Annotated in this window: 21 protein-coding genes; all 21 read right to left on the bottom strand. The window is 70.5% G+C overall.

Annotation, left to right across the window (positions count from 1 at the left end; translation table 11 throughout):
* Window positions 1–7 precede the first annotated feature (7 nt).
* Window positions 8–892, bottom strand: a complete 885-nt coding sequence (locus CLV67_RS10550) for an RluA family pseudouridine synthase (protein WP_239166797.1) — start codon at window positions 890–892, stop codon at window positions 8–10.
* A 41-nt stretch (window positions 893–933) separates the two neighbouring features.
* Complete coding sequence (gene lspA / locus CLV67_RS10545; protein ID WP_239166796.1) at window positions 934–1,521, bottom strand: signal peptidase II; 588 nt, start codon at window positions 1,519–1,521, stop codon at window positions 934–936.
* On the bottom strand, window positions 1,518–1,937 hold the full coding sequence (locus CLV67_RS10540) for a TraR/DksA family transcriptional regulator (RefSeq protein ID WP_106316987.1): 420 nt from the start codon (window positions 1,935–1,937) through the stop codon (window positions 1,518–1,520). The genes lspA and CLV67_RS10540 overlap by 4 nt, the downstream gene beginning before the upstream one ends.
* Window positions 1,938–2,273: 336 nt before the next feature.
* On the bottom strand, window positions 2,274–2,576 hold the full coding sequence (locus CLV67_RS10535; protein WP_106316986.1) for a DUF167 domain-containing protein: 303 nt from the start codon (window positions 2,574–2,576) through the stop codon (window positions 2,274–2,276).
* Entirely contained in the window at window positions 2,573–3,406 is an 834-nt protein-coding gene (locus CLV67_RS10530; RefSeq protein WP_106316985.1) for a hypothetical protein, read from the bottom strand. The genes CLV67_RS10535 and CLV67_RS10530 overlap by 4 nt, the downstream gene beginning before the upstream one ends.
* Before the next feature lie 33 nt (window positions 3,407–3,439).
* Window positions 3,440–4,255: a DivIVA domain-containing protein gene (locus CLV67_RS10525; protein ID WP_106316984.1), complete on the bottom strand. Its 816-nt coding sequence runs from the start codon at window positions 4,253–4,255 to the stop codon at window positions 3,440–3,442.
* Window positions 4,256–4,298: 43 nt separating this feature from the next.
* On the bottom strand, window positions 4,299–4,604 hold the full coding sequence (locus CLV67_RS10520; RefSeq protein WP_106316983.1) for a YggT family protein: 306 nt from the start codon (window positions 4,602–4,604) through the stop codon (window positions 4,299–4,301).
* 108 nt (window positions 4,605–4,712) lie between these two features.
* Window positions 4,713–5,447, bottom strand: coding sequence for a cell division protein SepF (locus CLV67_RS10515; RefSeq protein WP_106316982.1), 735 nt, complete (start codon window positions 5,445–5,447; stop codon window positions 4,713–4,715).
* Window positions 5,448–5,663: 216 nt separating this feature from the next.
* A complete protein-coding gene (locus tag CLV67_RS10510; RefSeq protein ID WP_106316981.1) occupies window positions 5,664–6,371 on the bottom strand; it encodes a YggS family pyridoxal phosphate-dependent enzyme in 708 nt (235 codons plus the stop codon).
* Window positions 6,372–6,405: 34 nt separating this feature from the next.
* Window positions 6,406–7,533, bottom strand: coding sequence for a cell division protein FtsZ (gene ftsZ / locus CLV67_RS10505; protein WP_106316980.1), 1,128 nt, complete (start codon window positions 7,531–7,533; stop codon window positions 6,406–6,408).
* Window positions 7,534–7,827: 294 nt separating this feature from the next.
* Complete coding sequence (locus CLV67_RS10500) at window positions 7,828–8,595, bottom strand: cell division protein FtsQ/DivIB (RefSeq protein WP_239166792.1); 768 nt, start codon at window positions 8,593–8,595, stop codon at window positions 7,828–7,830.
* Between the two features lie 5 nt (window positions 8,596–8,600).
* Window positions 8,601–10,004, bottom strand: a complete 1,404-nt coding sequence (gene murC / locus CLV67_RS10495; RefSeq protein ID WP_203737630.1) for a UDP-N-acetylmuramate--L-alanine ligase — start codon at window positions 10,002–10,004, stop codon at window positions 8,601–8,603.
* A gap of 59 nt (window positions 10,005–10,063) precedes the next feature.
* Window positions 10,064–11,167 (bottom strand): undecaprenyldiphospho-muramoylpentapeptide beta-N-acetylglucosaminyltransferase, encoded by a 1,104-nt coding sequence (gene murG / locus CLV67_RS10490; RefSeq protein ID WP_106316978.1) that lies wholly within the window; start codon window positions 11,165–11,167, stop codon window positions 10,064–10,066.
* On the bottom strand, window positions 11,167–12,573 hold the full coding sequence (locus tag CLV67_RS10485) for an FtsW/RodA/SpoVE family cell cycle protein (RefSeq protein WP_373873199.1): 1,407 nt from the start codon (window positions 12,571–12,573) through the stop codon (window positions 11,167–11,169). The genes murG and CLV67_RS10485 overlap by 1 nt, the downstream gene beginning before the upstream one ends.
* Window positions 12,574–13,921: 1,348 nt before the next feature.
* Window positions 13,922–15,040 carry a phospho-N-acetylmuramoyl-pentapeptide-transferase gene (gene mraY, locus CLV67_RS10475; protein WP_106316975.1) on the bottom strand — a complete coding sequence of 373 codons (1,119 nt, stop codon included), beginning with the start codon at window positions 15,038–15,040 and terminating at the stop codon, window positions 13,922–13,924.
* Complete coding sequence (locus tag CLV67_RS10470; protein WP_106316974.1) at window positions 15,037–16,419, bottom strand: UDP-N-acetylmuramoyl-tripeptide--D-alanyl-D-alanine ligase; 1,383 nt, start codon at window positions 16,417–16,419, stop codon at window positions 15,037–15,039. Before CLV67_RS10470 ends, mraY begins: the two co-directional genes overlap by 4 nt.
* The gene (locus CLV67_RS10465) at window positions 16,416–17,921 is read right to left on the bottom strand and encodes a UDP-N-acetylmuramoyl-L-alanyl-D-glutamate--2,6-diaminopimelate ligase (protein ID WP_106316973.1); all 1,506 of its coding nucleotides are present in this window, start codon (window positions 17,919–17,921) and stop codon (window positions 16,416–16,418) included. The genes CLV67_RS10470 and CLV67_RS10465 overlap by 4 nt, the downstream gene beginning before the upstream one ends.
* 56 nt (window positions 17,922–17,977) lie before the next feature.
* The gene (locus CLV67_RS10460) at window positions 17,978–20,311 is read right to left on the bottom strand and encodes a penicillin-binding transpeptidase domain-containing protein (protein WP_106316972.1); all 2,334 of its coding nucleotides are present in this window, start codon (window positions 20,309–20,311) and stop codon (window positions 17,978–17,980) included.
* A 6-nt stretch (window positions 20,312–20,317) separates the two neighbouring features.
* The gene (gene ftsL / locus CLV67_RS10455) at window positions 20,318–21,007 is read right to left on the bottom strand and encodes a cell division protein FtsL (RefSeq protein WP_146169046.1); all 690 of its coding nucleotides are present in this window, start codon (window positions 21,005–21,007) and stop codon (window positions 20,318–20,320) included.
* Window positions 21,004–22,095 carry a 16S rRNA (cytosine(1402)-N(4))-methyltransferase RsmH gene (gene rsmH, locus CLV67_RS10450; protein ID WP_106316970.1) on the bottom strand — a complete coding sequence of 364 codons (1,092 nt, stop codon included), beginning with the start codon at window positions 22,093–22,095 and terminating at the stop codon, window positions 21,004–21,006. The genes ftsL and rsmH overlap by 4 nt, the downstream gene beginning before the upstream one ends.
* Before the next feature lie 229 nt (window positions 22,096–22,324).
* A complete protein-coding gene (mraZ, locus tag CLV67_RS10445) occupies window positions 22,325–22,756 on the bottom strand; it encodes a division/cell wall cluster transcriptional repressor MraZ (RefSeq protein ID WP_106316969.1) in 432 nt (143 codons plus the stop codon).
* Window positions 22,757–24,357: the final 1,601 nt, after the last annotated feature.

Here is a 24,357-nt window from a genome sequence, read left to right as displayed (position 1 = left end):
CCGACGGTCAGCCGGCGTCCTGAAGGACGTCCAGCGCGTATTTCAGGTCGTCAGGGTAATCGCTGACGAACCGCACCTCCTCATACGTCCGGGGGTGGACGAACGCCAGCTCCCGTGCGTGCAGCCACTGCCGGCCGAGCTTCAGCCGGGCGGCGAGGGTGGGGTCGGCACCGTACGCCGTGTCGCCCACGCACGGGTGCCGCATCGCCGACATGTGCACCCGGATCTGGTGCGTCCGGCCGGTCTCCAGCCGTACGTCGACCAGGCTGGCCGACCGGAACGCCTCGAGCGTGTCGTAGTGGGTGACGCTCGGCTTCCCGTCGGACATGACCGCGAACTTCCAATCGGCGGTCGGGTGCCTGTCGATCGGCGCGTCGATGGTGCCCCGCAGCGGGTCCAGGTGTCCCTGGACCACCGCGTGGTACCGCTTCTCCACCTCGCGTTCCTTGAAGGCCCGCTTCAGGAAGGAGTACGCCTGCTCGCTCTTGGCCACCACCATGAGGCCGGTGGTGCCCACGTCGAGCCGGTGCACGACGCCCTGCCGCTCGGCGGCGCCGCTGGTGGCGACGTTCTGCCCCATGGCGGCCAGACCGCCGATCACGGTGGGGCCGGTCCAGCCGGGGCTCGGGTGCGCGGCGACGCCGACCGGCTTGTCGACCACCACGATGTCGTCGTCGCTGTAGATGATGCCGAGACCGTGCACCGGCTCGGCGACCACGGCCGGGGCGGCGACCGGCGACGGCAGGGTCACCTCGAGCCAGGAACCGGCCGCGACCTTCTCCGACTTGGGCCGGGGAATGCCGTCGACCAGCGCGTCACCCGACTCGACGAGGGTGGCCGCCGCGGTCCGGGACAGGCCGAACAGCCGCGAGACGGCCTGGTCCAGCCGCATCCCGTCGAGCCCGTCCGGCACCGGCAGGGATCGCTGTCCGCTCACGCTGTACTTCCCTCTTCGGTCGTCTGGCCGGCCGCGTCGGCCTTCTTCTTCTCGCTCACCAGACGGGTGCCGTCCCGCTGACGACCGGTCAGCTCGAGCGCCACGGCCAGGCAGACCCCGACCGTGAGGCAGCTGTCCGCGATGTTGAAGACGGCGAACTTCTCGCCGTACGGCGCGAACACGCTGATCATGTCGACCACGTGACCGTGGAACGGCCCCGGCGCACGGAACAGCCGGTCGCCCAGGTTGCCCAGGGCACCACCCAGCACCAGTCCCAGCGAGAGCGCCCACGGCACCGACCGCAGCCGGGTCGCCAGCCACACGATCACGCCGACCACCACGAGGGTGATCACCGGGAAGATGAAGGTGTAGTCACTGCCGAAGCTGAACGCCGCTCCGCTGTTGCGCAGCAGCGACAGATAGACCAGACCACCGAGGATCCGGACCGGCTCGCCGGGATCCAGATTCTCGGTGGAGAGGTGCTTGACCCACTGGTCGACCGCCACGGCGATGACCGCGGTCGCGGCCAGGACGGCCACCGCACGGGTGGTGAACCCCCGCGTGGCCTGTTCGTCGGCGTTCAGCGTCGTTCCTCCAACTGCTTGCAAGAGACACAGAGAGTGGCGGAGGGGAACGCAGCCAGCCGTTCGACCGGGATCTGGGTGCCGCACCGCTCACACCAACCGTAGTTGCCCTGCCCGAGACGATCGATCGCGCGTTCGACCTGTGTGATCCGCTCGAGCAGGTTGTTGGCCAGCGTGATCTCCTGCTCCCGCTCGAACGTCTTGGTGCCGGTGTCGGCCTGGTCGTCCCCGGCCGAGTCGGCCAGCCGCTCGCGCTGCAGCTCGGTGATCTCACTGAGCGACTGATCGTACTCGGCCTGCAACTCGTCGAGCCGCGCGACCAGCGCCTGCCGGATCTGCTCGGTCTCCGCCTCACTCCGGGTCCGCTCGGCGGCGGCTCCAGTCGTATCGGGCCGGGTCTCCGTTGCCTTGGCCATCGTCGCTCCCTCGGCCGCCGTGCGGCGGCGATCAGCGGTCTGCGGAACCGGGCGGCCGATTCGCCGGGCCGCGCCGTTCCCTGGTCTGTCCCCGTGGTGTCCGGGCCCCGTGGGCGCCCGGGTCCGGCGGGCGGCCTCGTTCGCCGCCGTAGATCTTCCCCTACCTGCACAAACGGCGCGGCTGGAAAACAGCCGCGCACTCCGGAGGGTGGCAAGAATACGGAACGTGAAGTAGCCGGACAACCCGCCATCACTCACCAGAAAGGACAAACGGCACCAAAATGCTCGGACACTCATGGAATTGCCAGCTTTGAACCCGAAGTGACCGAGTGACCACTATCCGTCGTCGCGAAGCTCGGTGAGCCGGCTCTCCCAAACACTCTCCGGGGCCGTCACGGTGAAGACCTTGTCCCGGCTGGTCGCGCCGAGCCGCAGCGAGACCTCGGCCGGCCGCACCCCCAGCGCGGCGGCGAGCGCCCGGCGCACCGCCTCGGTCGCCTTGCCGTCCACCGCGGGCGCACCCACCGCGACGATCAGGGCCGGACCGTGCGGGCCGTCGTAGCGACCGCCCACCCGGGTCCGGCCGGCGCCCGGGCGCACCCGGACCGGCACGGAGACTCCGGGAACCCGCGAACTCACCGCTGCTGCGCGACCGCCGCGACCAGCCGGTCGACCGGCCGGCACAGGCCGCACGGACTGAACCCGAGCTCGACCGCCTCATTGGCGGGCAGCGGCTCGGTCAGCCGGCCGACCAGGTGCGGGCAGTCGGCCATGTGGTAGCGGGGCCGCCCGTCGACCACCAGCACCTCGGTGTCGAAGCGCGCGACCATCACGGCGTCAGCGGGACGCACCGACTGCGGCAGGGGTTCGTCGTCCGGATCGTCATCATCCGGGTCGGCGAACTCGTCGGCCGGCTCGGGCGTCTCGGCAGCGGCCGCGGCGGGCCGCCAGGCGTGTTCATCGGCACCGTCGTCCGCGGACAGCCCGGCGGATCGGGAAGCGGAATCATCCGCCGAGTCAGAATCGGCATAGTCTGCGCCGACCGGCACCGAGGACCCTCCACGGTCACCCAGACGGGTGGAGGTGTCTCGTGCCCCGGCCGCGCGGGCCTCGTCCACGTCGGCCGCCGAGGGCCGTCCGGCGGGTTCCTCGTAGTGGACGGATTCGCCTGCGGTGGGTGCCGGCGCGGAGGCAGAATCTTCGGCGAAGGCGGGAGCGGGGGCCACCGGCTCGTCGAAATCAGGGTCGTGCCCGGCGCGACGATCGGGCCGGCCCACCCGGACGTGCGCCGCCTCGGACGTCTCCGCCGCACGACGGGCGGCGGCCTGACGGGTGCCGATGACCAGAGCGACCGCGGCCAGCAGGCTGACCACGATCGAGGTTATGAGAAGACTGCTCGAGCCGTTGACCAGGCCCAACGCGAGAAACAGAACCGCGACGGGGATGAGCAGGAGACTAGCAACGATCATGGCTCATCCTCGTCGCGGTGCGGTGGGCCGGGGTCAGCGGCCCGATTCGATGGAGTTGGTGCGGCCACCGCTGTAGGAGCCGGCGAGACCGGCCGCGGCCAGGCCACCGGAACCACCGACGGCGCGGCCCGAGTCGGCCCGCGTCAGCTCGGCCTCGAGGCCCTGACCACGACCGTCCAGGTCACGCAGCTGGCTCTCCAGGTAGGCCTTGAGGCGAGTGCGGTACTCCCGCTCGAACTGCTTCAGCTCCTCGATGTGCTTCTGCAGCGCGGTCCGCTTCGCGTCCAGGCCGCCCATGGCCTCCTGGTGGCGCTGGCGGGCGTCGCGCTCGAGGGCGTCGGCCTTGGCCCGCGCCTCACGGGTGACCTCCTCCGCCTTGGAGCGGGCGTCGGAGAGAAGCTTGTCGGCCTCACGGCGCGCGTCGGCGACGTGGTCGTCGGCGGTGCGCTGGGCCATCATCAGGACGCGCAGGGCCTGCTGCTCGCCGTCCGCACCGCTCGCGGCAGCGCCGGGGCCGGGGCCCTGAGCGCGGACCTGCTCCAGCTCGGCCTGCATCTGACGGGCCGCCTGCTCGGCCGCCGTCTTGTCCCGCTGCACGCGGTCCAGCTGCGCTTTCAGGTCGTTGAGCTCGGCCGCGAGCCGGGGGTCGGCACTCGGGCCGGCCGGTGCGCCACCACGACCGCCGCGCTCCACCTGCGCACGCAGCTCGTTGTTCTCCTCGATGAGACGGGCAAGCTCGCGCTCCACCTCGTCAAGGAAGGCGTCGACCTCCTCCTCGTCATACCCCCGCTTGCCGATCGGGGGCTTCTTGAAGGCGACGTTATGAACGTCGGCCGGGGTCAGCGGCATCGAAACTCCTCGGGTCAGTCGCGGCCGCGGTTGGGGCTGCTGTCTAGCTGTAGTTCACGATCAATCTTGCGAGTACCACGTCCATGAGCACGAACAGGATAACCAGCAGCACGATGGAAGCCAGGTCCAAACTCACGTTACCAATGCGCAGCGGTGGGATCACACGCCTCAACGCCTTGAGGGGCGGATCCGTGACGCTCCACACGGTCTCGAGTGCGGCCGACGCGCCCCGGCTCGGCTGCCAGCGCCGTCCGTACTGGAGCACCGCACTCAGCACGAACCTGGCCAGCAGCACGATGAAGAAGAGGTAGAGCGATATGTAGAGAATCTGGAGCACGATCGACAGCACGTCAGGTGGATCCCTCGTTCGGGTCAATCAAATCCGGGTCTCAGGTCAGCCTCGGGGTCACGATCGCCGGGCGGCCACCGCCCGGAACCGATCGACTGCGAGGTCCGATCAGCCCTGGGTGAAGAAGCCGCCTTCAGCGATCTTGGCCTTGTCCTCCGCGGTGACCTGGACATTCGCCGGAGAGAGCAGGAAGACCCGGTTGGTGACGCGCTCGATCGTACCCCGGAGGCCGAAAGCCAGCCCGGCGGCGAAGTCGACCAGGCGCCGGGCGTCCGACTCGTCCATCTCGGTGAGATTGATGATCACTGGCACACCGTCGCGGAAGTGCTCGCCGATCGTCCGCGCCTCCCGGTACGTGGTCGGGTGCAGCGTGGTGATCTGGTACCGCTGCTCCTCCTCGGCCGGCCGCTGGTGCACCGGCTGCGGGTGGGCCACCGGCTGGGGCTTGAGCGCGAGGTTCTCACGGGTGGAGTAGGTCAGCGCCGCGGACTGCTCGGGCGCCGGCGCGGGCCGGGTGATGGAGCGGACGCTCGCCCGATCGAGACGCTCGCTCTCCTCCCGGTCCAGGTCGGCGCGGGCGGCGATCCGCTCACGCTCGCGGCGCTCGGTGCGCGCCCGCGGGACGGTGCGCTCCTCCTCGTCGTCGTCCTCGGCGAACTCGTCCGAGTAACGGTCACTGGAGTAGCGGTCCCGGTCACGATCGCGGTCACGATCACGATCCCGGTCGCGTTCACGCGAACGGTAGGAACTCTCCCGGTAAGCGCGGTCGTCGTACCCGCGGTCGTCGTCCTCCTCGACGAGGCCGAGCCAGACGCCCGCCTTGCGAAATGCGCCGCCGCTCATGCCACCCCTCCCGACCGAGAGTCCATGCCCCCACCTCCGTCCGCTGTGCGGCGCGCGCCCCCTCGGCGTGCCGCGTCCCCCCTTACGAGCCGGAGGATCGGATCCGAATCGGACCTCGACCCAACGTCCCGTTACGACGCCGCGTCGTCCAATGCGAGACCCGTGCCGGTTCGTCGCGTTGAACAACACCTGTGTAGTTTGCTGCCCGCCGCAAGGCTACCGCAGCGAGTTTCGCATCCCGAGTAAAGAAGTACCGATCCGTACGTGTGTCGCCCCGTGCAGAATCGCGGCCTCGAGGTCGCCGCTCATACCCGCCGAGACGGTCGTCGAACCGGGGTGGCGGGAGGCCATCTCACCAGCGATGACGGCCAGCCGGGCGAAAGCCTGGCCGGGGTCCTCGCCGAGCGGCGCCACCGCCATCAGCCCACCCAGCCGCAGCCCCGGCGACGACACCACTGCGTCAGATACCCGCCAGAGATCATCACCGGTCACGCCCCCACGCGCCGGGTCGCCGTCGAGGCTCAGCTGGATGAGGACCTCGAGCGGCACCTCACGATCCGCCGCGGCCCGGCCCAGCGCCTCGGCCAGGCGCACCGAGTCCACCGACTCCACCACGTCGGCGTACGCGACGACCGATCTCGCCTTGTTGCGCTGCACCCGGCCGACGAAGTGCCAGCGCAGGCCCACTCCGCCGCCGCGCACCGCCTCCACCTTGCCGGAGGCCTCCTGATCGCGGTTCTCGCCCACGTCGGTGACGCCGAGCCCGGCGAGCAACAGGACGTCGCTCGCCGGGTAGGTCTTGGTCACCGCGGTGAGGGTCACCGCGTCCGGTGGCCTTCCGGCCGCCAGGCAGGCACGCGCGATGCGCTCCCGCACCCGTTCGAGAGAGGCGGCGAGCTCGGCGCGCCGTCCGGTGCCGGTCAAATTTCAACCTTTTTCGGGGGTACGGGAGAAAGCGTCACGAGCCGTTCTTGAGGAAGTCCGGCACGTCGACGTCGTCGAAGAGCACCCGGCTGCGCGGCGGCGGGGTGGTCGTCGACGGGGGCGGGGCGACCGGCGTGGCCGGGACCGGGGGCAGGTGGCTCCCGGTCGACGGCGCCGGCACCTTGCGGGCCGGCTCGGACGGCCGGTAGGCGGGCGCACCCGCGTCGAAGCCGGCCGCGATCACGGTGACCCGCACCTCGTCACCGAGAGCGTCGTCGATGACCGCACCGAAGATGATGTTCGCGTCCGGGTGGGCCGCATCGGTCACCAGCTGCGCCGCGTCGTTGATCTCGAAGAGGCCGAGGTCCGAGCCGCCGGCGATGGAGAGCAGCACGCCGCGGGCGCCGTCCATGCTCTGCTCCAGCAGCGGGCTGGAGATCGCCTTCTCGGCGGCCTCGACCGCGCGGTTGTCGCCACGGGCGCTGCCGATGCCCATGAGGGCGCTGCCGGCGTTGCTCATGACGCTCTTCACGTCAGCGAAGTCCAGGTTGATCAGACCCGGCGTGGTGATCAGGTCGGTGATGCCCTGGACGCCGGAGAGCAGCACCTGGTCGGCCTGACGGAACGCGTCCATCATGCTGATGCCGCGGTCGCCGAGCGCGAGCAGCCGGTCGTTCGGGATCACGATCAGGGTGTCGCACTGGTTGCGCAGCTCGTCGATGCCGGCCTCGGCCTGCACCTGGCGCCGCTTGCCCTCGAAGTTGAACGGTCGCGTCACCACGCCGATCGTGAGGGCGCCCAGCTTGCGCGCGATGTTGGCGACCACGGGCGCGCCGCCGGTGCCGGTACCGCCGCCCTCGCCACAGGTGACGAAGACCATGTCGGCGCCCTTGAGCACCTCTTCGATCTCGTCCCGGTGGTCCTCGGCGGCGTTCTTGCCGACCTCGGGCTGGGCGCCGGCGCCCAGGCCACGGGTGAGTTCCCGGCCGACGTCCAGCTTGACGTCGGCGTCGCTCATCAACAATGCCTGGGCATCGGTGTTGATCGCGATGAACTCCACACCCTTGAGCCCAACTTCGATCATGCGGTTGACAGCGTTCACGCCGCCACCGCCGATGCCGACGACCTTGATGACCGCGAGGTAGTTGTGCGGAGGTGTCATCGGGCTCAGCCTTCCCTTCCGGGGTTGGCGGATGTCGACGGCCCCTGCGGTCCCGGGAACCGCACTTCGACATCCGCTGTCCTACAAGGGAGGGCGAGGAAACCCTCACCCTCTACTAGAGGTTCAGAGTTATGTCAACCAGTCGAACCTCTCGACGCAACGTATGCGGACATGCCGCCGCAACCAAAGACCCCGGGCGGCGTGTCGCGAGCGCTTAGGAGGTGAGTATCCGACTCACCCGTAACCTTGAACCTTTTATTGCGTTCATCACGCTTTGTCCGATTAACCGCATGGTCAGCGAATGGTCACCACTTTCACAGCGCTCACATCGATCTCGTCGCCCTTCTGCTTGAGCAGCACGGTCGCGACGGTGCTCTTGCGTTCGCTCTTGGTGTCGTCACCCCAGATGACCACGCGCCCCTTGCGCAACTCGAGGCGGATCTGCACCGGTGAGGGCACCGAGATGGCCACCAGCTGATCGCGCAGTTCCTCGCTGAGCGCGGCCAGCACGGTCAGGGCCGAGCCGGTGTTCCCGTCGCCGGCGCCCGGGGTGGCGAGCCGGGCCAGCGGCAGCCCTTCCGGCACAGTGGCCACCGCCCGGAACGGCACGCCCTCGTCGTCGATCAGCAGGAACCGGTCCTGCGCGGGCACCGCGGCCACCGCGGTGCGCTCCACGACCTCGACCACCACGGCCGACGGCCAGCTGCGCCGGACCAGCACACGGTCCACAGCCGGCAGGCCGCGGACCCGCGCGCCGACACCGTCCAGATCGACGCGTGCGAGCGGCCTGAGCGGCTCCACGGCCGCGGCGGAGCGGATCTCGTCCGCGGTCAGGGTGACGGCGCCGACCACCCGGACGTCACGGACCCCGAAGACCGAGGTGCCGTAGACCACCCAGGCCAGCCCGCCCGCGACCAGCAGCACACCGGCACCGATCAGCCAGGGCATGGCGGCACGCAGACGCCGCTGCCGGGCCCGGGCCATGAAACGCCGGGCCGACGGCGGTACGGCGTCCGTGTCGGCCCGGACCAGCCGCCAGTTGCGCGTGCCCCCGCCGGCCACCGGCGTCAGCCCACCAGGTCCGGGCGGTGGTCGGCCTCGGCCAGAGCGGACAGCAGCTCGTCGCCCATCAGCGAGATCGGCGGGGCGCCCATCGTCACCACCACGTCACCGGGACGGCTGCGCCGGACCACCTCGGCCGGCACGTCCTCCCAGTCCGGCACGAAGACCTTGCGGTCGGCGGGCAGGTCGATCGCGGCGGTCAGCGACCGGCCGCCCTCCCCCGGACCTCGGGTCTCCCCCGGACCGAAGACCTCCATGCAGATCACCTCGTCGGCGACCGCCAGGCCCTCGGCCAGGTCGGCCTCCAGGTCACGGGTCCGGTAGACGCGGTACGGCTGGAAGACCACCAGCAGGCGCCCGTCCCCGGCCACCTCGCGCAGCGTGCGCAGCGCCGCCTTGACCGAGGTCGGGTGGTAGGCGTACTCGTCGTACACCCGGACGCCGGCGGCGATGCCCTTGCGCTCGAAGCGGCGCCGCACCCCCGGGAAGGACTCCAGGGCCTCGGTCACCTTGGTGAGCTCGACGCCCAGCTTCAATGCGGTCAGCACGGTGGCCGCGCTGTTCAGCGCGTTGTGGGCGCCGGGCAGCGCCAGCTTGATCTCGCCGAGCGGCTGCCCGTGCAGCTCCGCCCGGTAACGTACGCCGCTCGCCGAGGAGACGATGTCGAAGATCCGCAGGTCAGAGCCGGGCGACTCGCCGTACGTGTAGAAGGTCTTGCCCTGGGATTTCAAGCCCTCGACGAGTTCCTCGGTGCCCGGACCGTCCGCGCAGGTCACCACGAACCCGTCGGACAGACCGCCGAACTCGAGGAACCCGGCCTTCAGCGTCTCCAGGTCGCCCCAGTTGTTGAGGTGGTCGCCCTCGATGTTGGTGATGATCGCGACGTGCGGCCGATAGATCAGGAACGTCCGGTCGTGCTCGTCGGCCTCGGCCACGAAGTGCGGACCGGTGCCGTGGTGCCCGTTCGACCCGGCGGCCGACATCTCACCGCCGATCACGAACGACGGATCCTGCCCGGCGTGCTGAAGGATCACCGTCATGATCGAGGTGGTGGTGGTCTTGCCGTGGGTGCCGGCCACCGCAATCGTCTTCCGGTCCGTCATGGCCGCGGCCAGCGCCTCCGAGCGGTGCAGCACGCGCAGCCCGCGGCGGCGCGCCTCCACCATCTCCGGGTGGTCCTGCGGGATCGCGGTCGAGTAGACCACCGTGTCCACGCCGTCGAGGTTGGACGCCTCATGCGCCATGTGGATGGTGCCGCCGAGCGCGCGCAGGGCGGCCAGGGCCGGCCACTCGCGCAGCTCGCTACCGGAGACCGGCACACCCCGGGTGAGCAGGAGCCGGGCCAGGCCGGCCATGCCGACCCCACCGATCCCGATCAGGTGCACACTGCCCAGGTCCTCGGCGGTCATCTCACCGGCCGGCGTCAGCTCCGCCGTGTTCACAGTTCCACTCCCTCGATAAAGCTCACTCAGCTCACCGCTTCGAGAACGAAGCGCAGCAATTGCTCGTCACCGTCACGACGGCCGTACCGGGCCGCGGCACTGCCCATCGCGGCGAGCCGCTGCCGGTCCCTGGCCAGCGGGATGATGTTGTTCTCGATCCACTCCGGCGTCAGCTCGCTGTTGTCGACGAGCATGCCGCCCCCGGACTCGACCACGGGCAGCGCGTTGCGGCGCTGCTCCTGGTTGCTGAACGGGTACGGCACGTAGATCGCCGGCATGCCGAGCGCGGTCGTCTCGGCCACCGTGATCGCCCCGCCGCGGCAGAGCATCAGGTCGGCGGCAGCGTAGCCGAGCTGCATGTCGGACAGGTAGGGCACCACCACATAGGGGACCGGAAGATCCTTCGGCACGTCGAACGGGTCGTTGCGCCCGCCCTGCACGTGCAGCACCTGGATGCCGGCGTGCGCGAGCCGCTTGGCCGCCGCGGCCACCGCCAGGTTGATCGTGCGGGCGCCCGAAGATCCGCCGGAGACGAACAGCACCGGCAGGTCCGGGCGCAGCCCGAAGTGGTAGAGCGCCTGCGGGCGCAGCGCGGGCCGGTCCATCTGGGTGATCCCGGTGCGTAGTGGCACGCCGACCAGCCGGGCGTTGCGCAGTGCCTCGGCCTGCTCCAGCTGGTGCGGGAAGCCGACGGCGACCCGCTTGGTGAACTTCATGCCCATCCGGTTCGCGACGCCGGCCGGCACGTTCACCTCGTGGATCACGATCGGCATCTCACGGCGCCACGCGGCCAGGTAGGCCGGCACCGACACGTACCCGCCGAAGCCGACGACCACCTCGGCCTGCACCTCGTCGATGATCTCGCCGGCCGCGTGCGCGGACTTGTACATCCGGTCCGGCGTGCGCAGCAGATCGAGGTTGAGCGTCCGGGGAAGCTGGAAGGCCGGAATGACCCTCAGGTCGTAACCGGCCGCCGGGATCAGCTCGTTCTCCATGCCCTTGGGGCTGCCCAGGGTGGTGATCCGGATGTCCGGGAAGTGGCGTCGCAGCGCGTCGGCGAAGGCGAGCAGCGGATAGATGTGACCGCCGGTGCCTCCTCCGGCGAGCACGACCGACCGCAGCGGACCCATCACCGTCTCCTTCCCTCCCCCACGCCCGCGGGCGGCTTGGCACCGGACGCCTTCTTCGGGGCACCGGCACGCTGTTCACCCGGCCGCCGCGGCGGGGGGAGCGGCGGCAGCGGGGCCCAGACTAGCCGTACCCATCGAGGCGTCGGACGGGCGTTCAGGGCTCGCGACGCCTCGGGCTCCGCGCGGGCGAACGACGCCAGGATGCCGACCGCCGCCATGGTCACCACAAGGGCGGTGCCACCAGCGGAGATGAACGGCAACGGCAGGCCCGTGATGGGCAGCAGACCGACCACGCCGCCCATGTTGATCACGGCCTGCGCGACCAGCCAGGTGGTGATCGCGGTGGCGGCGAGACGACGGAACGGGTCGCCGACCCGGCGGGCGATCCGGAAGCCGGTGTACGCCAGCACCGAGAGCAGAGCCAGCACCACGCTGCAGCCGACCACCCCGAGTTCCTCGGCGACGATCGCGAAGATGAAGTCGTTACCGGCCTCCGGCACCCAGCCCCACTTCAGGGCGCTCTCCCCCAGGCCGACGCCGAACCAGCCGCCCTCGAAGATCGCCGAGCGGCCCTGGATCAACTGATAGCAGTACTCACCGGCCGGGCTGGAGGTGTCGCACTGCTCCAGCGGTTCCAGGAAGGAGGTCAGACGGCGCCATCGGTAGTTCTCCGCCTCGGCCGCACCGGAACCCGCGCCGCGGGAGGCGGCCGCGATCAGCAGGCCGACACCGGCCAGGCCCAGCACGCCCAGCGCGCCGAACACCCGCAGCCGGACACCGGCCGCCCAGAGCAGGCCGACGATCAGCGCCAGCAGCACCAGCATGGTGCCCAGGTCGTTGTACCCGACCAGGATGAAGAGCAGGCCGACGACTGGGAAGAGCGGCATGGCCAGCTCACGCCAGTGACCCAGGTTCGGCCCCTTGCGGGCGATCATGTCGGCGCCCCAGAGCACGATGCCGAGCTTGGCCAGCTCGCCGGGCTGGATGCTGAACGACCCGATCAACAACCAGTTCAGATCGGCCGCGATCGGGCCGATGTGCGGGTCCTTCGGGTCGAGCACATCGATCGAGGCGAGACCGCTGATCGTGGCCAGCAGGGTGAGCAGCACGATCGCGACACCCAGCACGACCTTGCTGATGGCTCGCAGGGTCACCGCGGGCAGCCGTTGGAAGATCCAGAACGCGACCAGGCCGAGCAGCGCGTACACGGCCTGGCTGCTGATCTCGGTGAAGGCGTTTCCGGTCTTCGCGTAGGCCTTCACGCTGGTGGCCGAGAAGACCATGGTCAGCCCGATCATCAGCAGCAGGCCGCAGCTGGCGATCAACAGGTAGTACGACGACAGGGGTCTGGCCAGCAGCCCGTGCACCGCGGGCAGGAGCTGCCGGCTCAGTGACGGGCGGGCCATTTGAGAACGGTCGTCCGCCATACCCCCATCATCGTCCGATGTCCACACATGGACGCACACCGTCGATGGCGTGTCGCATCCGCAATTGTCATGTACGCCACGGGCCGGCGGACACATCCGGTCCGCCGGCCCCACGGAGAAACTTCCCGTGCGGATCAGCGCATGCGGTGGTTACGACCCGACCGATCCGGCACAGAGGTCCATGAATGTCGCCTCACCGGACGTCCGTTCATGGGGTACCCGGAGGACCGGGCGGTCCTTCAGGGCCGGGAGGACCGGACGGACCCTCAGGGCCGGGAGGACCGGACGGACCCTCAGGACCCGGAGAACCGGACGGACCCTCAGGACCCGGAGAACCGGACGGACCCTCGGGACCCGGAGAACCGGGAGGACCGGACGGACCTTCAGGACCCGGAGAACCGGGAGGACCGGACGGGCCCTCAGGACCTGGAGAACCGGACGGACCTGGAGAGCCCGACGGACCTGGAGGACCGGACGGACCTGGAGAACCCGACGGACCGGGAGGACCGGACGGACCCGGCGCACCCATCTGCCCGGGTGCGCCCTGGGCCCCCACGCTTCCCGCTGGGCCGGACGGGCCCGCGGGCCCGGCCGAGCCCGCGGGCCCGGCGGAACCCGCAGGTCCAGCGGAACCCGCAGGTCCAGCGGAACCCGCCGGTCCCGGCATGCCTCGCGGACCTTCAGAACCCTCGGGTCCTGCCGGGCCGGCAGCACCGGCAGGGCCGGCAGGGCCGGCCACACCTCTGGCCCCGGTGGCACCCTTCGGACCGATCTCGTCCCATTCAATGAGTCGCTCCCCCGAAGGGCAGCGGGTCGTGCTGAGAGGCACCCAGCGCATCGCGCCGGTCTGCCGGTTGATGCAGGCTCTGATGTCGGCCGGTACGGCGACCGGAGCGGGCGGCACCACGGCCGACGCACCGGTGTTCGCGTTGGCCAGGCCCGCGCCGGACGCCACGGTTGCGGTCGCCAGGGCGATGCCCACGGCTCCGGCCGAGGCGAGTAGGACACGTGTCCTCATTGCTGTTCCATCCTCTGCGGTTGCAAGTCCGAGGACCGGTGGCCGCGGTCGCCCCCCGTCCCGCGCCCGACCATCGGGCGAGCAAGGGGTTCACGACTGACGCAGGTAGGACAACGTGCAGCGCGGCCGGGTCATCTCGGCGAAGCACGATCCGACGGGATCGTCACAGTCCGACCACAGCCTAAGAAGGGACCGGCGCCTCACGGGGCGGATTGGCCGTACCGGCGGATTCCGGAAGGCATCCGGCCTCATGCACGAGGGGGTTGCGGCCCGCCGGCCGCAACCCCCTCGGTGACTCGCGGGCCGGGATCAGCCCATGACCGCCAGGTGCTCGCTGTAGAACAGGCCCAGACCGATCGCGGCGCAGATGCCCGCGATGATCCAGAACCGGACCACGATGTTGACCTCGCTCCATCCGGCCAGCTCGAAGTGGTGCTGCAACGGTGACATCCGGAAGACCCGCTTGCCGGTGGTCTTGAACGAGATGATCTGGATGACCACGGACATCGTGATGATCACGAAGAGGCCGCCGATGATGACCGAGAGCAGCGTGGTCCGGGTGGCCACGGCGAGTCCGCCGATCAGGCCGCCCAGCGCCAGCGCGCCGGTGTCGCCCATGAAGATCCGGGCCGGGTTCGTGTTCCACCAGAGGAAGCCGACACAGGCCGCGGCCGCGGCCGCCGCGATCATCGCGATCTCCAGTGGGTCCCGGACCTGATAACAGTGCAGCGCGGTCGACGAGCCGGGGTCACCGACGTAGTCGTTGTCACCGCACCAGTGCCGGTACTGCCAGAAGCCGATCAGCGAGTAGGCGCCGAGGACCAGGATCGACGCGCCGGTGGCGAGACCGTCGAGGCCGTCGGTGAGGTTCACGCCGTTCGACATCGCCATGATCACGAAGACGAACACCATGACCGAGCCGACCTTGCCGACGTCCAGCCAGCTCACGTCGCGGATGAACGAGATCTTCTCGCTGGCCACGGTCTGGCCGTTGGTGCTCGGGAAGTACAGCGCGGCGATACCGAACACGGTGCCGATCACCAGCTGTCCGAGGAGCTTGCCCTTGGCGCTGAGACCGTCCGAGTTGCGCTTGCGCACCTTGAGGAAGTCATCCATGAAGCCGACCGCGCCGCAGAACACGAAGAGACCGAGCAGGACCAGCGCGGTCATGGTCGGCTTCTCCTGGGCGATCTGCCGCTCCGGGAGGGTGGTCAGCGCCAGGTGCCCGGCGGCGTACGCGAACAGGGTGGCGAGGATGAACGCCACGCCGCCCATCGTGGGGGTGCCCCGCTTGCCCAGGTGGGTCTGCGGGCCGATGGTCCGGATCGGCTGGCCGGCCTTAAGCGCCGAGAAGACCCGGATCGCGAGGGGCGTACCGAAGAGCGAGATGAGAAAGGCGACCGCGGCCGCGACGATGACTGCCCTCACGTGGGCTGAACCTCCTCGGGGTGCCGCAGCCAGTCGGCGACATCCCATGTGCGGTAGCGGGAACCCTTGACCAGCACGACGTCGTCGGCGCGCAGGTCCGCTTGCAGAATCTCGATCGCGGCGGCCTGGTCTGCGGCGAGGAGCCCCGTACCCCGCCACCCGTCCACTCCGGCCGCGCCGTCCAGGATCGGACCCGCCTTGCCGGTCACCGCGATCAGCCGGTCCACGCCCAGCTCGGCGGCGAGCCGGCCGACCTCAGCGTGTCCGGACACCTCGTGCTCACCGAGCTCGGCCATGAAGCCGAGGACGGCGGTGGTGCGTCTGCCCTCACCCATCGCGGCCAGCGCCCGCAGGGCGGCCGAGGTCGAGGACGGATTGGCGTTGTACGAGTCGTCGACGACCGTGACGCCGTCGGGCCGGGTGAAGACGTCCATCCGGCGCTCGGAGGCGATGCCGACCTCGCCGAGTGCGACGACCAGCTCCTCGAAGGTCATCCCGGCCGCCAGCGCCACGGCACCGGCGGCGAGGGTGTTCGCGACCTGGTGCTCGCCGGCCACGGCGAGCCGGACGACGCCGGTCCGGGAACCGTCGGAGAGGGTGTACGACGCACGACCGGCCGCGTCGAGCGTGACGTCCGAGGCGGTGAGCGACCCGGTCGACCCGACCAGGACCACGGAGGCGGAGGTACGCGACGCCATGGCGGCCACCAGCGGGTCGTCCGCGTTCAGGACCGCGACACCGGACGACGGCAGCGCCTCGACCAGCTCGCCCTTGGCCAGCGCCGTACCCTCCATCGAGCCGAACTCGCCGATGTGGGCCGCGCCGATGTTGAGCACCACGCCGATCGACGGGCGGGCGATCCCGGTCAGGTAGCTGATGTGCCCGACGCCGCGGGCGCCCATCTCCAGCACCAGGAACCGGGTCTCGGCGCTCGCCTGCAGCACCGTGTACGGGAAGCCGAGCTCGTTGTTGAGCGAGCCGGGCAGCGCCACCGTGGGCCCGAGACGCGACAGCAGCTGCCCGATGTAGTCCTTGGTGGTGGTCTTGCCGGAGGAACCGGTCAGACCGATCACGGTGAGCTTGTCGAGCCGCGACACCACGGCCCGGGCCAGCGCGGCCAGGGCGCCCCGCGGGTCCTCGACGACGACGCCGGGCACGCCGGTGTCCCGCGAGCCCAGCACGGCCGCCGCACCCGCCTGCGCCGCGACGCCCGCGTAGTCGTGACCGTCGGCCTTCTCACCGGTGAAGGCCACGAACAGGCCGCCCGGCCCGATCTTGCGGGAGTCGTACTCGGCGGGTCCGGTCACGATCACCGACGGGTCGCCGACGACGGTGCCGCCGGTGATCGAGGCGATCTCGGCCACGGAGAGCGGGATCATGCGCGGGCCTCCAGAGCGGCGGCGAGCTCGATACGGTCGTCGAACGGCAGCACCTCGCCGTTCACCTCCTGGCCCTGTTCGTTGCCCTTGCCGAGCACCGCGATCACGTCACCGGCCGCGGCCAGACGGACCGCCTCGACGATCGCGGCGCCACGGCCGGCCACCTCGATGACCTTGGCGGGTGTGGCGGCCTCCTCGGCTCCCCGGCGCAGCCCCGTGCGTACGAAGGAAGGGTCTTCGGTCCTGGGGTTGTCGTCGGTGATGATCACCAGGTCGGCACCCTGCGCCGCGGCCTCGCCCATCAGTGGCCGTTTGCCCTGGTCCCGATCACCGCCGGCGCCTATCACGCAGATCAGCCGGCCGCCGCGCGTCGTGGCCAGGCCGCGCAGGGCCGCGAGCGCGGCGACGATCGCGTTGGGCTTGTGGGCGTAGTCGACGACGCCGAGGACGTCACCGGGCGCCCGCACCAGCTCCAGCCGGCCGGGTACGCCACGACAGGCGGCGATGCCCTCACCGGCCGTCCGGGCGTCGACGCCCGCGGCGACCAGCAGGGCCAGCGCGAGAAGCGCGTTCGCGACGTTGTGCAGGCCGGGCAGAGCCACCCCGGTCTCCACCGTCACACCGCCCGGGCCGTGCGCGGTGAACCGCTGACCGAATTCGGCCGGCCGGACGTCGGAGGCCCACCAGGTCGCCGCCCGGTCGCCGGCCGCCGAGTAGGTGACCGTCGACGGCTTGAGCAGCGGCCGCAGCGCCGGGTCGTCGAGATTGATCACCTCGGCGGCCGAGCGGCCGTCGAAGAGCCGGGCCTTGGCCTCGAAGTAGTCCTCGGTCGTCGGGTGGAAGTCGAGGTGGTCCTGACCGAAATTGGTGTAGCCGCCGGCCGCGAAGCGGATGCCGTCGGCCCTGCCCATCACCAGCGCGTGGCTGGAGACCTCCATGACCACCGCCTCGACGCCGCGCTCGACGCCGGTGGCGAGGATCGCCTGCAGATCGGTGGCCTCCGGGGTGGTCCGCACGCTCTTGACCACCAGCTCACCGAGCCGGGTCTCCACCGTGCCGACCAGGCCGGTGACCCGCCCGGCGGCCCGCAGACCGGCCTCGACCAGGTACGACGTCGAGGTCTTCCCGGCCGTGCCGGTGATGCCGATCATGGTCAGCCGTCGCGACGGCTCGCCGTAGATCGCCGCCGACGCCGCCCCGAGCACCGCCCGGGGATGGTCGGCCACCAGCACCGGCAGCCCCGCGGCGACCGCCGCGGCAACGCCGGCCGGATCGGTCAGCACGGCCACCGCGCCGGAGCGGGCGGCATCGGCGACGAACTCCGCGCCGTGCCGGTTCGCGCCGGGCAGGGCCGCGTAAAGGTCACCCGGACGCACCTCCCGGCTACTGTGCGTGACGCCGGTGACCGGGACGTCACCGCCGGTCAAAGCTGCCGGTAGCAGCTCCGCGAGCCGCCCCAACAGGCACGGCGCGACGGTCTCGGGACGTGGAATGCCGGACACGGCGTCAGACCCTACCCCGTCCCTGAGGGCTTGCTGTCAACGCCATGCGGCCCGCGTCATTCCTTGATCTTGAAGGTTGGCGGCTTGCTACCGGCCGGTGGCACATGGTTATGCAGCAGGACGTAGGACATCATGTCGCTGAACGCCGGAGCGGCCACGTCGCCACCACCGCCGCTGCTGACGTCCATCGATACCGCGATCACGTACCGGGGGTTCTCCGCCGGGGCCATGCCGATGAACGAACTGGCGTTGTGGCTGGTGTACTGGCCGTCGATGAGCAGCTTGCCGGTGCCGGTCTTGCCCGCCACCCGGTAACCGGTGACCCGCGCGGCCCGTCCGGTGCCGCTGTCGGTCGCGACCACGGCCTCCATCATGTAACGCAGCTGCCGCGACGTCTCGACGTCCAGGACCCGGTGCGTCGACGACGCCGGCGCCGGGGTGACCTTGCCGTCCTCACCGGAGATCGTCGCCTTGATCAGCCGCGGCTGGACGTAGACGCCGTCGTTCGCGATCGCGCCATACCCGGCGGCCATCTGGATCAGCGTGGCCGAGACACTGTGGCCGATCGGCACCGAGCCGTACGACGACCCGCTCCAGTCCTCCGGAGCCAGCAGCGCGCCGTCGACCTCGGCCGGAGCGCCCTCACCGGTGGCCTTGCCCAGTCCGAACTTCTGCTGGTACTCGTACACCTTCTCCTTGCCGAGCCGGTCGGCGAGGATGATCGTGCCGACGTTCGACGAGTGCGCGAGCAAGCCCGGCAGGGTCATCCGGGTGCCCTTCACCTCCGGATGGGTGTCCTCGAACGTCGTGTCGCCCTTCTTGATCGCCGGACTGATCTCGATCAGCTCGTCCGGCTTGACCAGCCCCTCCTGCAGGGCGGCGCCGAAGATGAACGCCTTGTGGCTGGAGCCCGGGTCGGTGACCACGCTGCTCGGCATGTCGATCCGCTTGGCGCCGTCGACCGCGTCGGGCTTCGCGGCGTTGTACGACGGGTAGCTCGCCTGGGCCAGCACCTCGCCGGTACGGATGTCGAGCACCACGGCGCCGCCGACCGTCGCGTTCTTCTTCTTGCCGGCCGCGTCCAGCACCCGCTGCACCTGGAACTGCAGGTCCTGGTCGATGGTGAGCTGAAGCGAGTTGCCCGGCCGGGCCGGGGTGTCCTGCTGGAACCCACCGGGGATCGGCGCGTTCAGGTTGCCGGCGCCGCGCTCGAAGACGCGCTTGCCGTCCGTACCGTGCAGCAGGTCGTCGTAGCGGGCCTCGAGCCCTTCCAGGCCACGCCCCTCGACACCGGTGAAGCCGATCAGGTTGGACGCGAGATCACCCTGCACGTCCCGGCGCGCGTCGGTCGCGGTGTAGATGCCGGGCAGCCCCAGCGCGTCGACCCGCTCGGCGTCCGTGATGTCCACACCACGCGCCAGATAGCGGAACCTGGACCACTTGCCGCCGAGCAACTGCTTGCGCTGCATACCGGCGTACAACTCGGTGCGGGAGACGCCGAGCAGCCGCGCCAGCTTCTCGGCCGTACCGGGCAGGTCCTTCTGCAGACCCGGGTCCTCCGGGTCGGCGTAGACGTACCGAGCCTCCACGCTGTGCGCCAGCACGTTGCCGTTGCGGTCCAGGATGCTGCCACGCGGCGCCGGCAGCTTCACGCTGCTCAGCCGGTCCTCCCGCAGCTCCAGCAGGCTCGCGGCCTCCTCCGGGGAGGTGGCCACCTGCAGGACCACCAGGCGTACGCCGATGGTGATGAAGAGCGACAGGGCCAGGACCGTGCCGAGCCGCAGACGCCGGGTACTGTTCGCGAGCTTCGGAGGTTCGCTCTCGACCGGGCGACGGGTCGCGGTCCGTCGTGGTCCTTCTTTTTCCTTGGACCTTTCTCGGGTACGGGGACGCTCGCCGTCCCTGGTCCGGGTCGTGCCTGAGCTCGTGCGCTCCCGCGGCGTGCGGCGCTCCGGCTCCCGTGTCCGGCTCTGCTCCCGCGCCTTCACCTGCTCGCGGGGCTTCTCCTTCTCGCGGGGCTTCGTCTGCTCGCGGGGCTTCTCCTTCTCGCGGGGCTTCGTCTGCTCGCGGGGCTTCGACTCCTCGCGCTGCGCGGGCGGCTCCACGTTGCGCCCGCGGGCCCGTGCGCGCTGTCCGCTCTCGCCGCCGTCGAGCACCTGCAGCGCCGGACGGAACGGGTCGGCGTTGCGGCCGGTGTTGCGCGGCAACCGGCCGCGCTCGGCCACGGTACGGCCGCGCGGTGTGTACGCACGTGCCTCGCCGATGCTGGAACGGCCACGGCGGCCCTCGCGCGGGTCGTCGACCGGCTCCTCGCCCGGCAGGTCACGTGACGAACCGCGCCGGGGCGATGTGCCCCGGCGCGGTTCGTCGTCATCGGATCGCGGCGACATCGCGGGCTACCGCTCGGCCGCGGTGGACGGTGCACCCGTCTCGCGCAGCCCGTCGTCGGCGGTCGGAGCAGTCGGGCCACGGCCGGGCGCCGGCGGGCGGACGATGTCGCCGTTCGGCAGCCAGATCACCGCGGGCTCGTCGGCCTGGACCAGGCCGAGCCGGCGTGCGGCGGCGTGCAGGTTGCCCGGGCCGGACAGCTCGTAGATCTGCCGGTCCAGCTCCTGCTGACGCTTGTCGAGGGTGGTCTTCTCCTTGCGGAGGGCGTCGAGCCGGAAGGACTGCTCCATGGTCTTCGTGTTGATCAGCAGGATACCGACCACACCGACCAGGACCACGGCGATGATCGCCGCGGCGAAAGTGGCCCGCGGCGCGCGGACCGGCAGCGGTGGCGCCACCCAGAGCCGCGGACGGCCCGGCATCGGCGGCGTGTCGCCACTCACCTCGATCGACAGCGCGGTGGCGCCGTCGACCGGAGCGGTCGTGTCCGCGGCCTTACGGCTCCGCATCCCTGACCGGGCGGTCGCCTCCGGACCCTTCTCGCCCCGCATCCCTGATCGGCGCGTGTCGCCCCGCTCGGAACGGCGTGCCCCCCGGACGCCGTCACCCTTGGTCTCGGCATCGCGGCTCACCCGGCGCGTGTCGCGCGGCTGCGCCGCCCGGCCCCCCGGCCGCGGCGCTTCGGATCGCTCGCTCATGCTCGTCCCTCCCCCTCTACATTCGCCCCGGGGCGTATCCGCCCTCGTCCCCCGCGCGTTGTAGACATTCGGGGCCGCTCGCGGCCGGCTCCGAACGTCTCCTCGAACTTCCTGGCCTGCTCCTGCTCGTCGATCCGTTCCACCGCCCGCAGCTTCACCGAGGCCGCCCTCGGGTTCGCCGCCACCTCCGCCTCGCTGGGCGGCTCGGACCCACGGGTCAGTAGCCTCAGACTGGGACCGGTCCCGGGCAGCTCGACCGGCAGGTCGACCGGCCCGGTACTACGCGACCTCGCGGTGAGTTCGCGCTTGACGATCCTGTCCTCCAACGATTGATAACTCATCACTACAAGACGCCCCTTGGGCGCCAACGCGTCCAAAGCCGCCGGAACCGCTCCTTCGAGCGCCTCCAGCTCGCCGTTGACCTCAATGCGTAGTGCCTGAAACGTCCTTTTTGCGGGATTTCCACCCGTTCGCCGCGCGGCGGCCGGTATCGCGTCCTTCACGAGATCGGCCAGCCGGGCCGTGGAGGTGATCCGCGCCTTTGCCCGCTCCCGCACGATCGACGAGACGATCCGCGGGGCGAACTTCTCCTCGCCGTACTGCCGCAAAACGCGAACAAGATCACCCGGCTCGTAGCCGTTCACGATCTCCTCGGCCGTCACACCACGGGACTGGTCCATCCGCATGTCGAGCCGGGCGTCCTGGGCGTACGCGAACCCGCGATCCGCCTCGTCCAGCTGCAACGAGGAGACACCGAGGTCGAAGAGCCCACTGTGGATCGCCGGGATCCCCAGCTCCTCGAGAACCCGCGGCAACTCGTCGTAGACGGCGTGGACCAGGTGGGTCCGATCGCCGAACCGGATCAGCCGGTGCCGGGAATGCGCCAGCGCCTCGGTGTCCCGATCGAGTCCGATGAGGACCACGTCCGGGAACCGTTCGAGAACCGCCTCGGCGTGACCGCCCAGACCGAGCGTGAAGTCGACGTGCACGGCGCCCGGCAACTCGAGGGCGGGAGCCATCAACTCGAGGCAGCGCTCGAGCAGCACCGGCACATGCGTGCCCCGCGGCTCCCCCATGTCGACCCCCATTGCCGTACCAGCTCGCGTCTCACTCGTTTGCTACCTGTGCTGTCCGGCCCGGTCGTCCTTCCGTACCGCCAGATCCCCATCCGCTCTCATGTCCCGGGCCGGCGAACCGGCCCCGGACACGCGCCTGGCGCCGGGGAAGAGGCGCCAGGAGCGGGAGCGGCTGGAGATCTCGCAGTACGGCAGTAGTGACGTCGTCCGGGCCGAACCAGCGGCCACCGAGTGCCACGCCCTACAGCCCGCCGGGCAGCACCCCCTCCTCGATGTCGGCGAATTCCTGCTCACTCGCCGAGAGGTAGTCATCCCACGCCTGCTTGTCCCAGATCTCGACCCGGGTGCTCGCGCCGATGACCACGAGATCACGACCAAGGCTGGCATACTCCCGCAAATGGGCAGGAATAGTCACCCGGCCCTGCTTGTCGGGAACCTCGTCGTGCGCGCTCGCGAAGAACACCCGGCCGTAGGCCCGAGCCGCCTTGTTGGTGACCGGCGCCTCGCGCAGCTGACCGGCGATGCGCTGGAACTCCGGCATCGGGAACACATACAGACAGCGCTCCTGCCCCTTGGTGATCACGACACCTCCCGCCAGCTCATCACGGAACTTCGCCGGGAGGATCAGCCGGCCCTTCTCGTCGAGGCGCGGAGTGTGCGTGCCGAGGAACATCGGCCCCCACCCCTTTGCCGTGGCGCCCGCTCCATCGCGGAGGGAGTGGACCGCCTGTCAACTCGGGCCGGCAGGTCCGGCGTCGCTCCTCCGCCCTGCCACTGCGCCCCACTCTACTCCACTTCCCTCCACCTGCAACCCAAAAGCGAACGCTCACGGGCCGTTCTCCCGCACGTAATCCCAGTTCACAGGCGGTGGAGCGAAGTGGGCCTGGTGACCATGATCAACAGCGTCCGGTTTCCGACATCGAGGCCTCCCGGTCGAAAACACCCCGCCGAAATGTTCACCGACGTCCCGATTGCGCCCTCCGTGGAGCGAAGTGGAGGCTTCCGGGGAGGAAAGTGGGGTGCGTGATCGGTTCCCGCGGCACCCCTGTTCCACTTCGTTCCGTCACCACCGATCCACATCGCCCGGTCCTCGCCCTCCACTTCGCTCACCCCTCCGACTCCCCGAACACCCTCCGGCCGTCCCGCGACCACCCGCCGCCCGCGCTATCCCCGTATCACCGACGGTGAAGCAGCACTAGACGCCCTTTCGCGGTCAGGGTGCGAGCCCGCCGGTCGTGTCTCGGCCGCGGAATCCAGCTGCCGAAGGGCGGCAGCGGGATTCTCAGGCTGAGTGGAAATGCGCCGCCTGACGCGGTCTCGGGAGAGCGGTGTTGCGGAGGATGTTGCGGTGGGCCGGTGTTGCGGCGGGGCCGATGCTGGGGTGGGCCGTTGCTGCGGCGGGGCGGCGTTGCTGCAGTGGAGCCGATGCTGCGGCGGGGCGGCGTTGCTGCAGCGGAGCCGATGCTGCGGCGGGGCGGCGTTGCTGCAGCGGAGCCGTTGCTGCGGCGGGGCGGCGTTGCTGCAGTGGAGCCGATGCTGCGGCGGGGCGGCGTTGCTGCAGCGGAGCCGATGCTGCGGCGGAGCGGCGTTGCGGTGGGCGGTGTTGCGGCGGTGGGGTCACACGGAGCTGCTGCGTGCGACTCTGACGTCGCGGTGGCGACGGTGGGCGTCCACGGCTTCGCTTTGTGGGATCGGGTCGTCGTTGCCGGCGACGTCAGGAGCACACGCGAGGCCCGGGTGTGTGTTCCGCTGTTGCGGGCGGGTGGCCGCGATACACGGAACCGTCCGTCGTGGTCGTTGGACGACCCGGGGTGCCGTGGGGCCCGCGAGCGGACGGGCGGGGTGGCGAAGTGAGGCTGCATGAGGGCGCCGCTGTCGGGCCCAGCACGACCGTCCGCGCCCTGTGGCCGCCGAAGTGCTGGAGCCCTGAGCTCCAAAGATGTCTAGACACCTTTACGGTCAGGGTCTGAGTCTGGTGGGGATAGCCCCGTCCCAGGCCACCTGATCGCCCAGCCGTGGCCGGCGAACCCTTCCCCAAACCGCCTGATCGCCCAGCCGTGGCAGGCGAACCCTTCCCCGGGCTGTTGATCACCCAGCCGTGCCCGGCCAACCCTTCCCCAAAAGGCCCGATCGCCCAGCCGTAGCAGGCGAACCCTTCCCCAGGCTGTTGATCACCCAGCCGTGCCCGGCCAACCCTTCCCCAAACCGCCCGATCGCCCAGCCGTAGCAGGCGAACCCATTACCGGGCCGGAAGCAGCGATATCCCGGAGCCCG

The organism is Actinoplanes italicus (assembly GCF_003001815.1).
GTDB classification, from domain to species: Bacteria; Actinomycetota; Actinomycetes; order Mycobacteriales; family Micromonosporaceae; genus Actinoplanes; species Actinoplanes italicus.
Note: the sequence above shows the minus strand (reverse complement) of the source record. Positions and strands in the feature narration are given on the sequence as shown.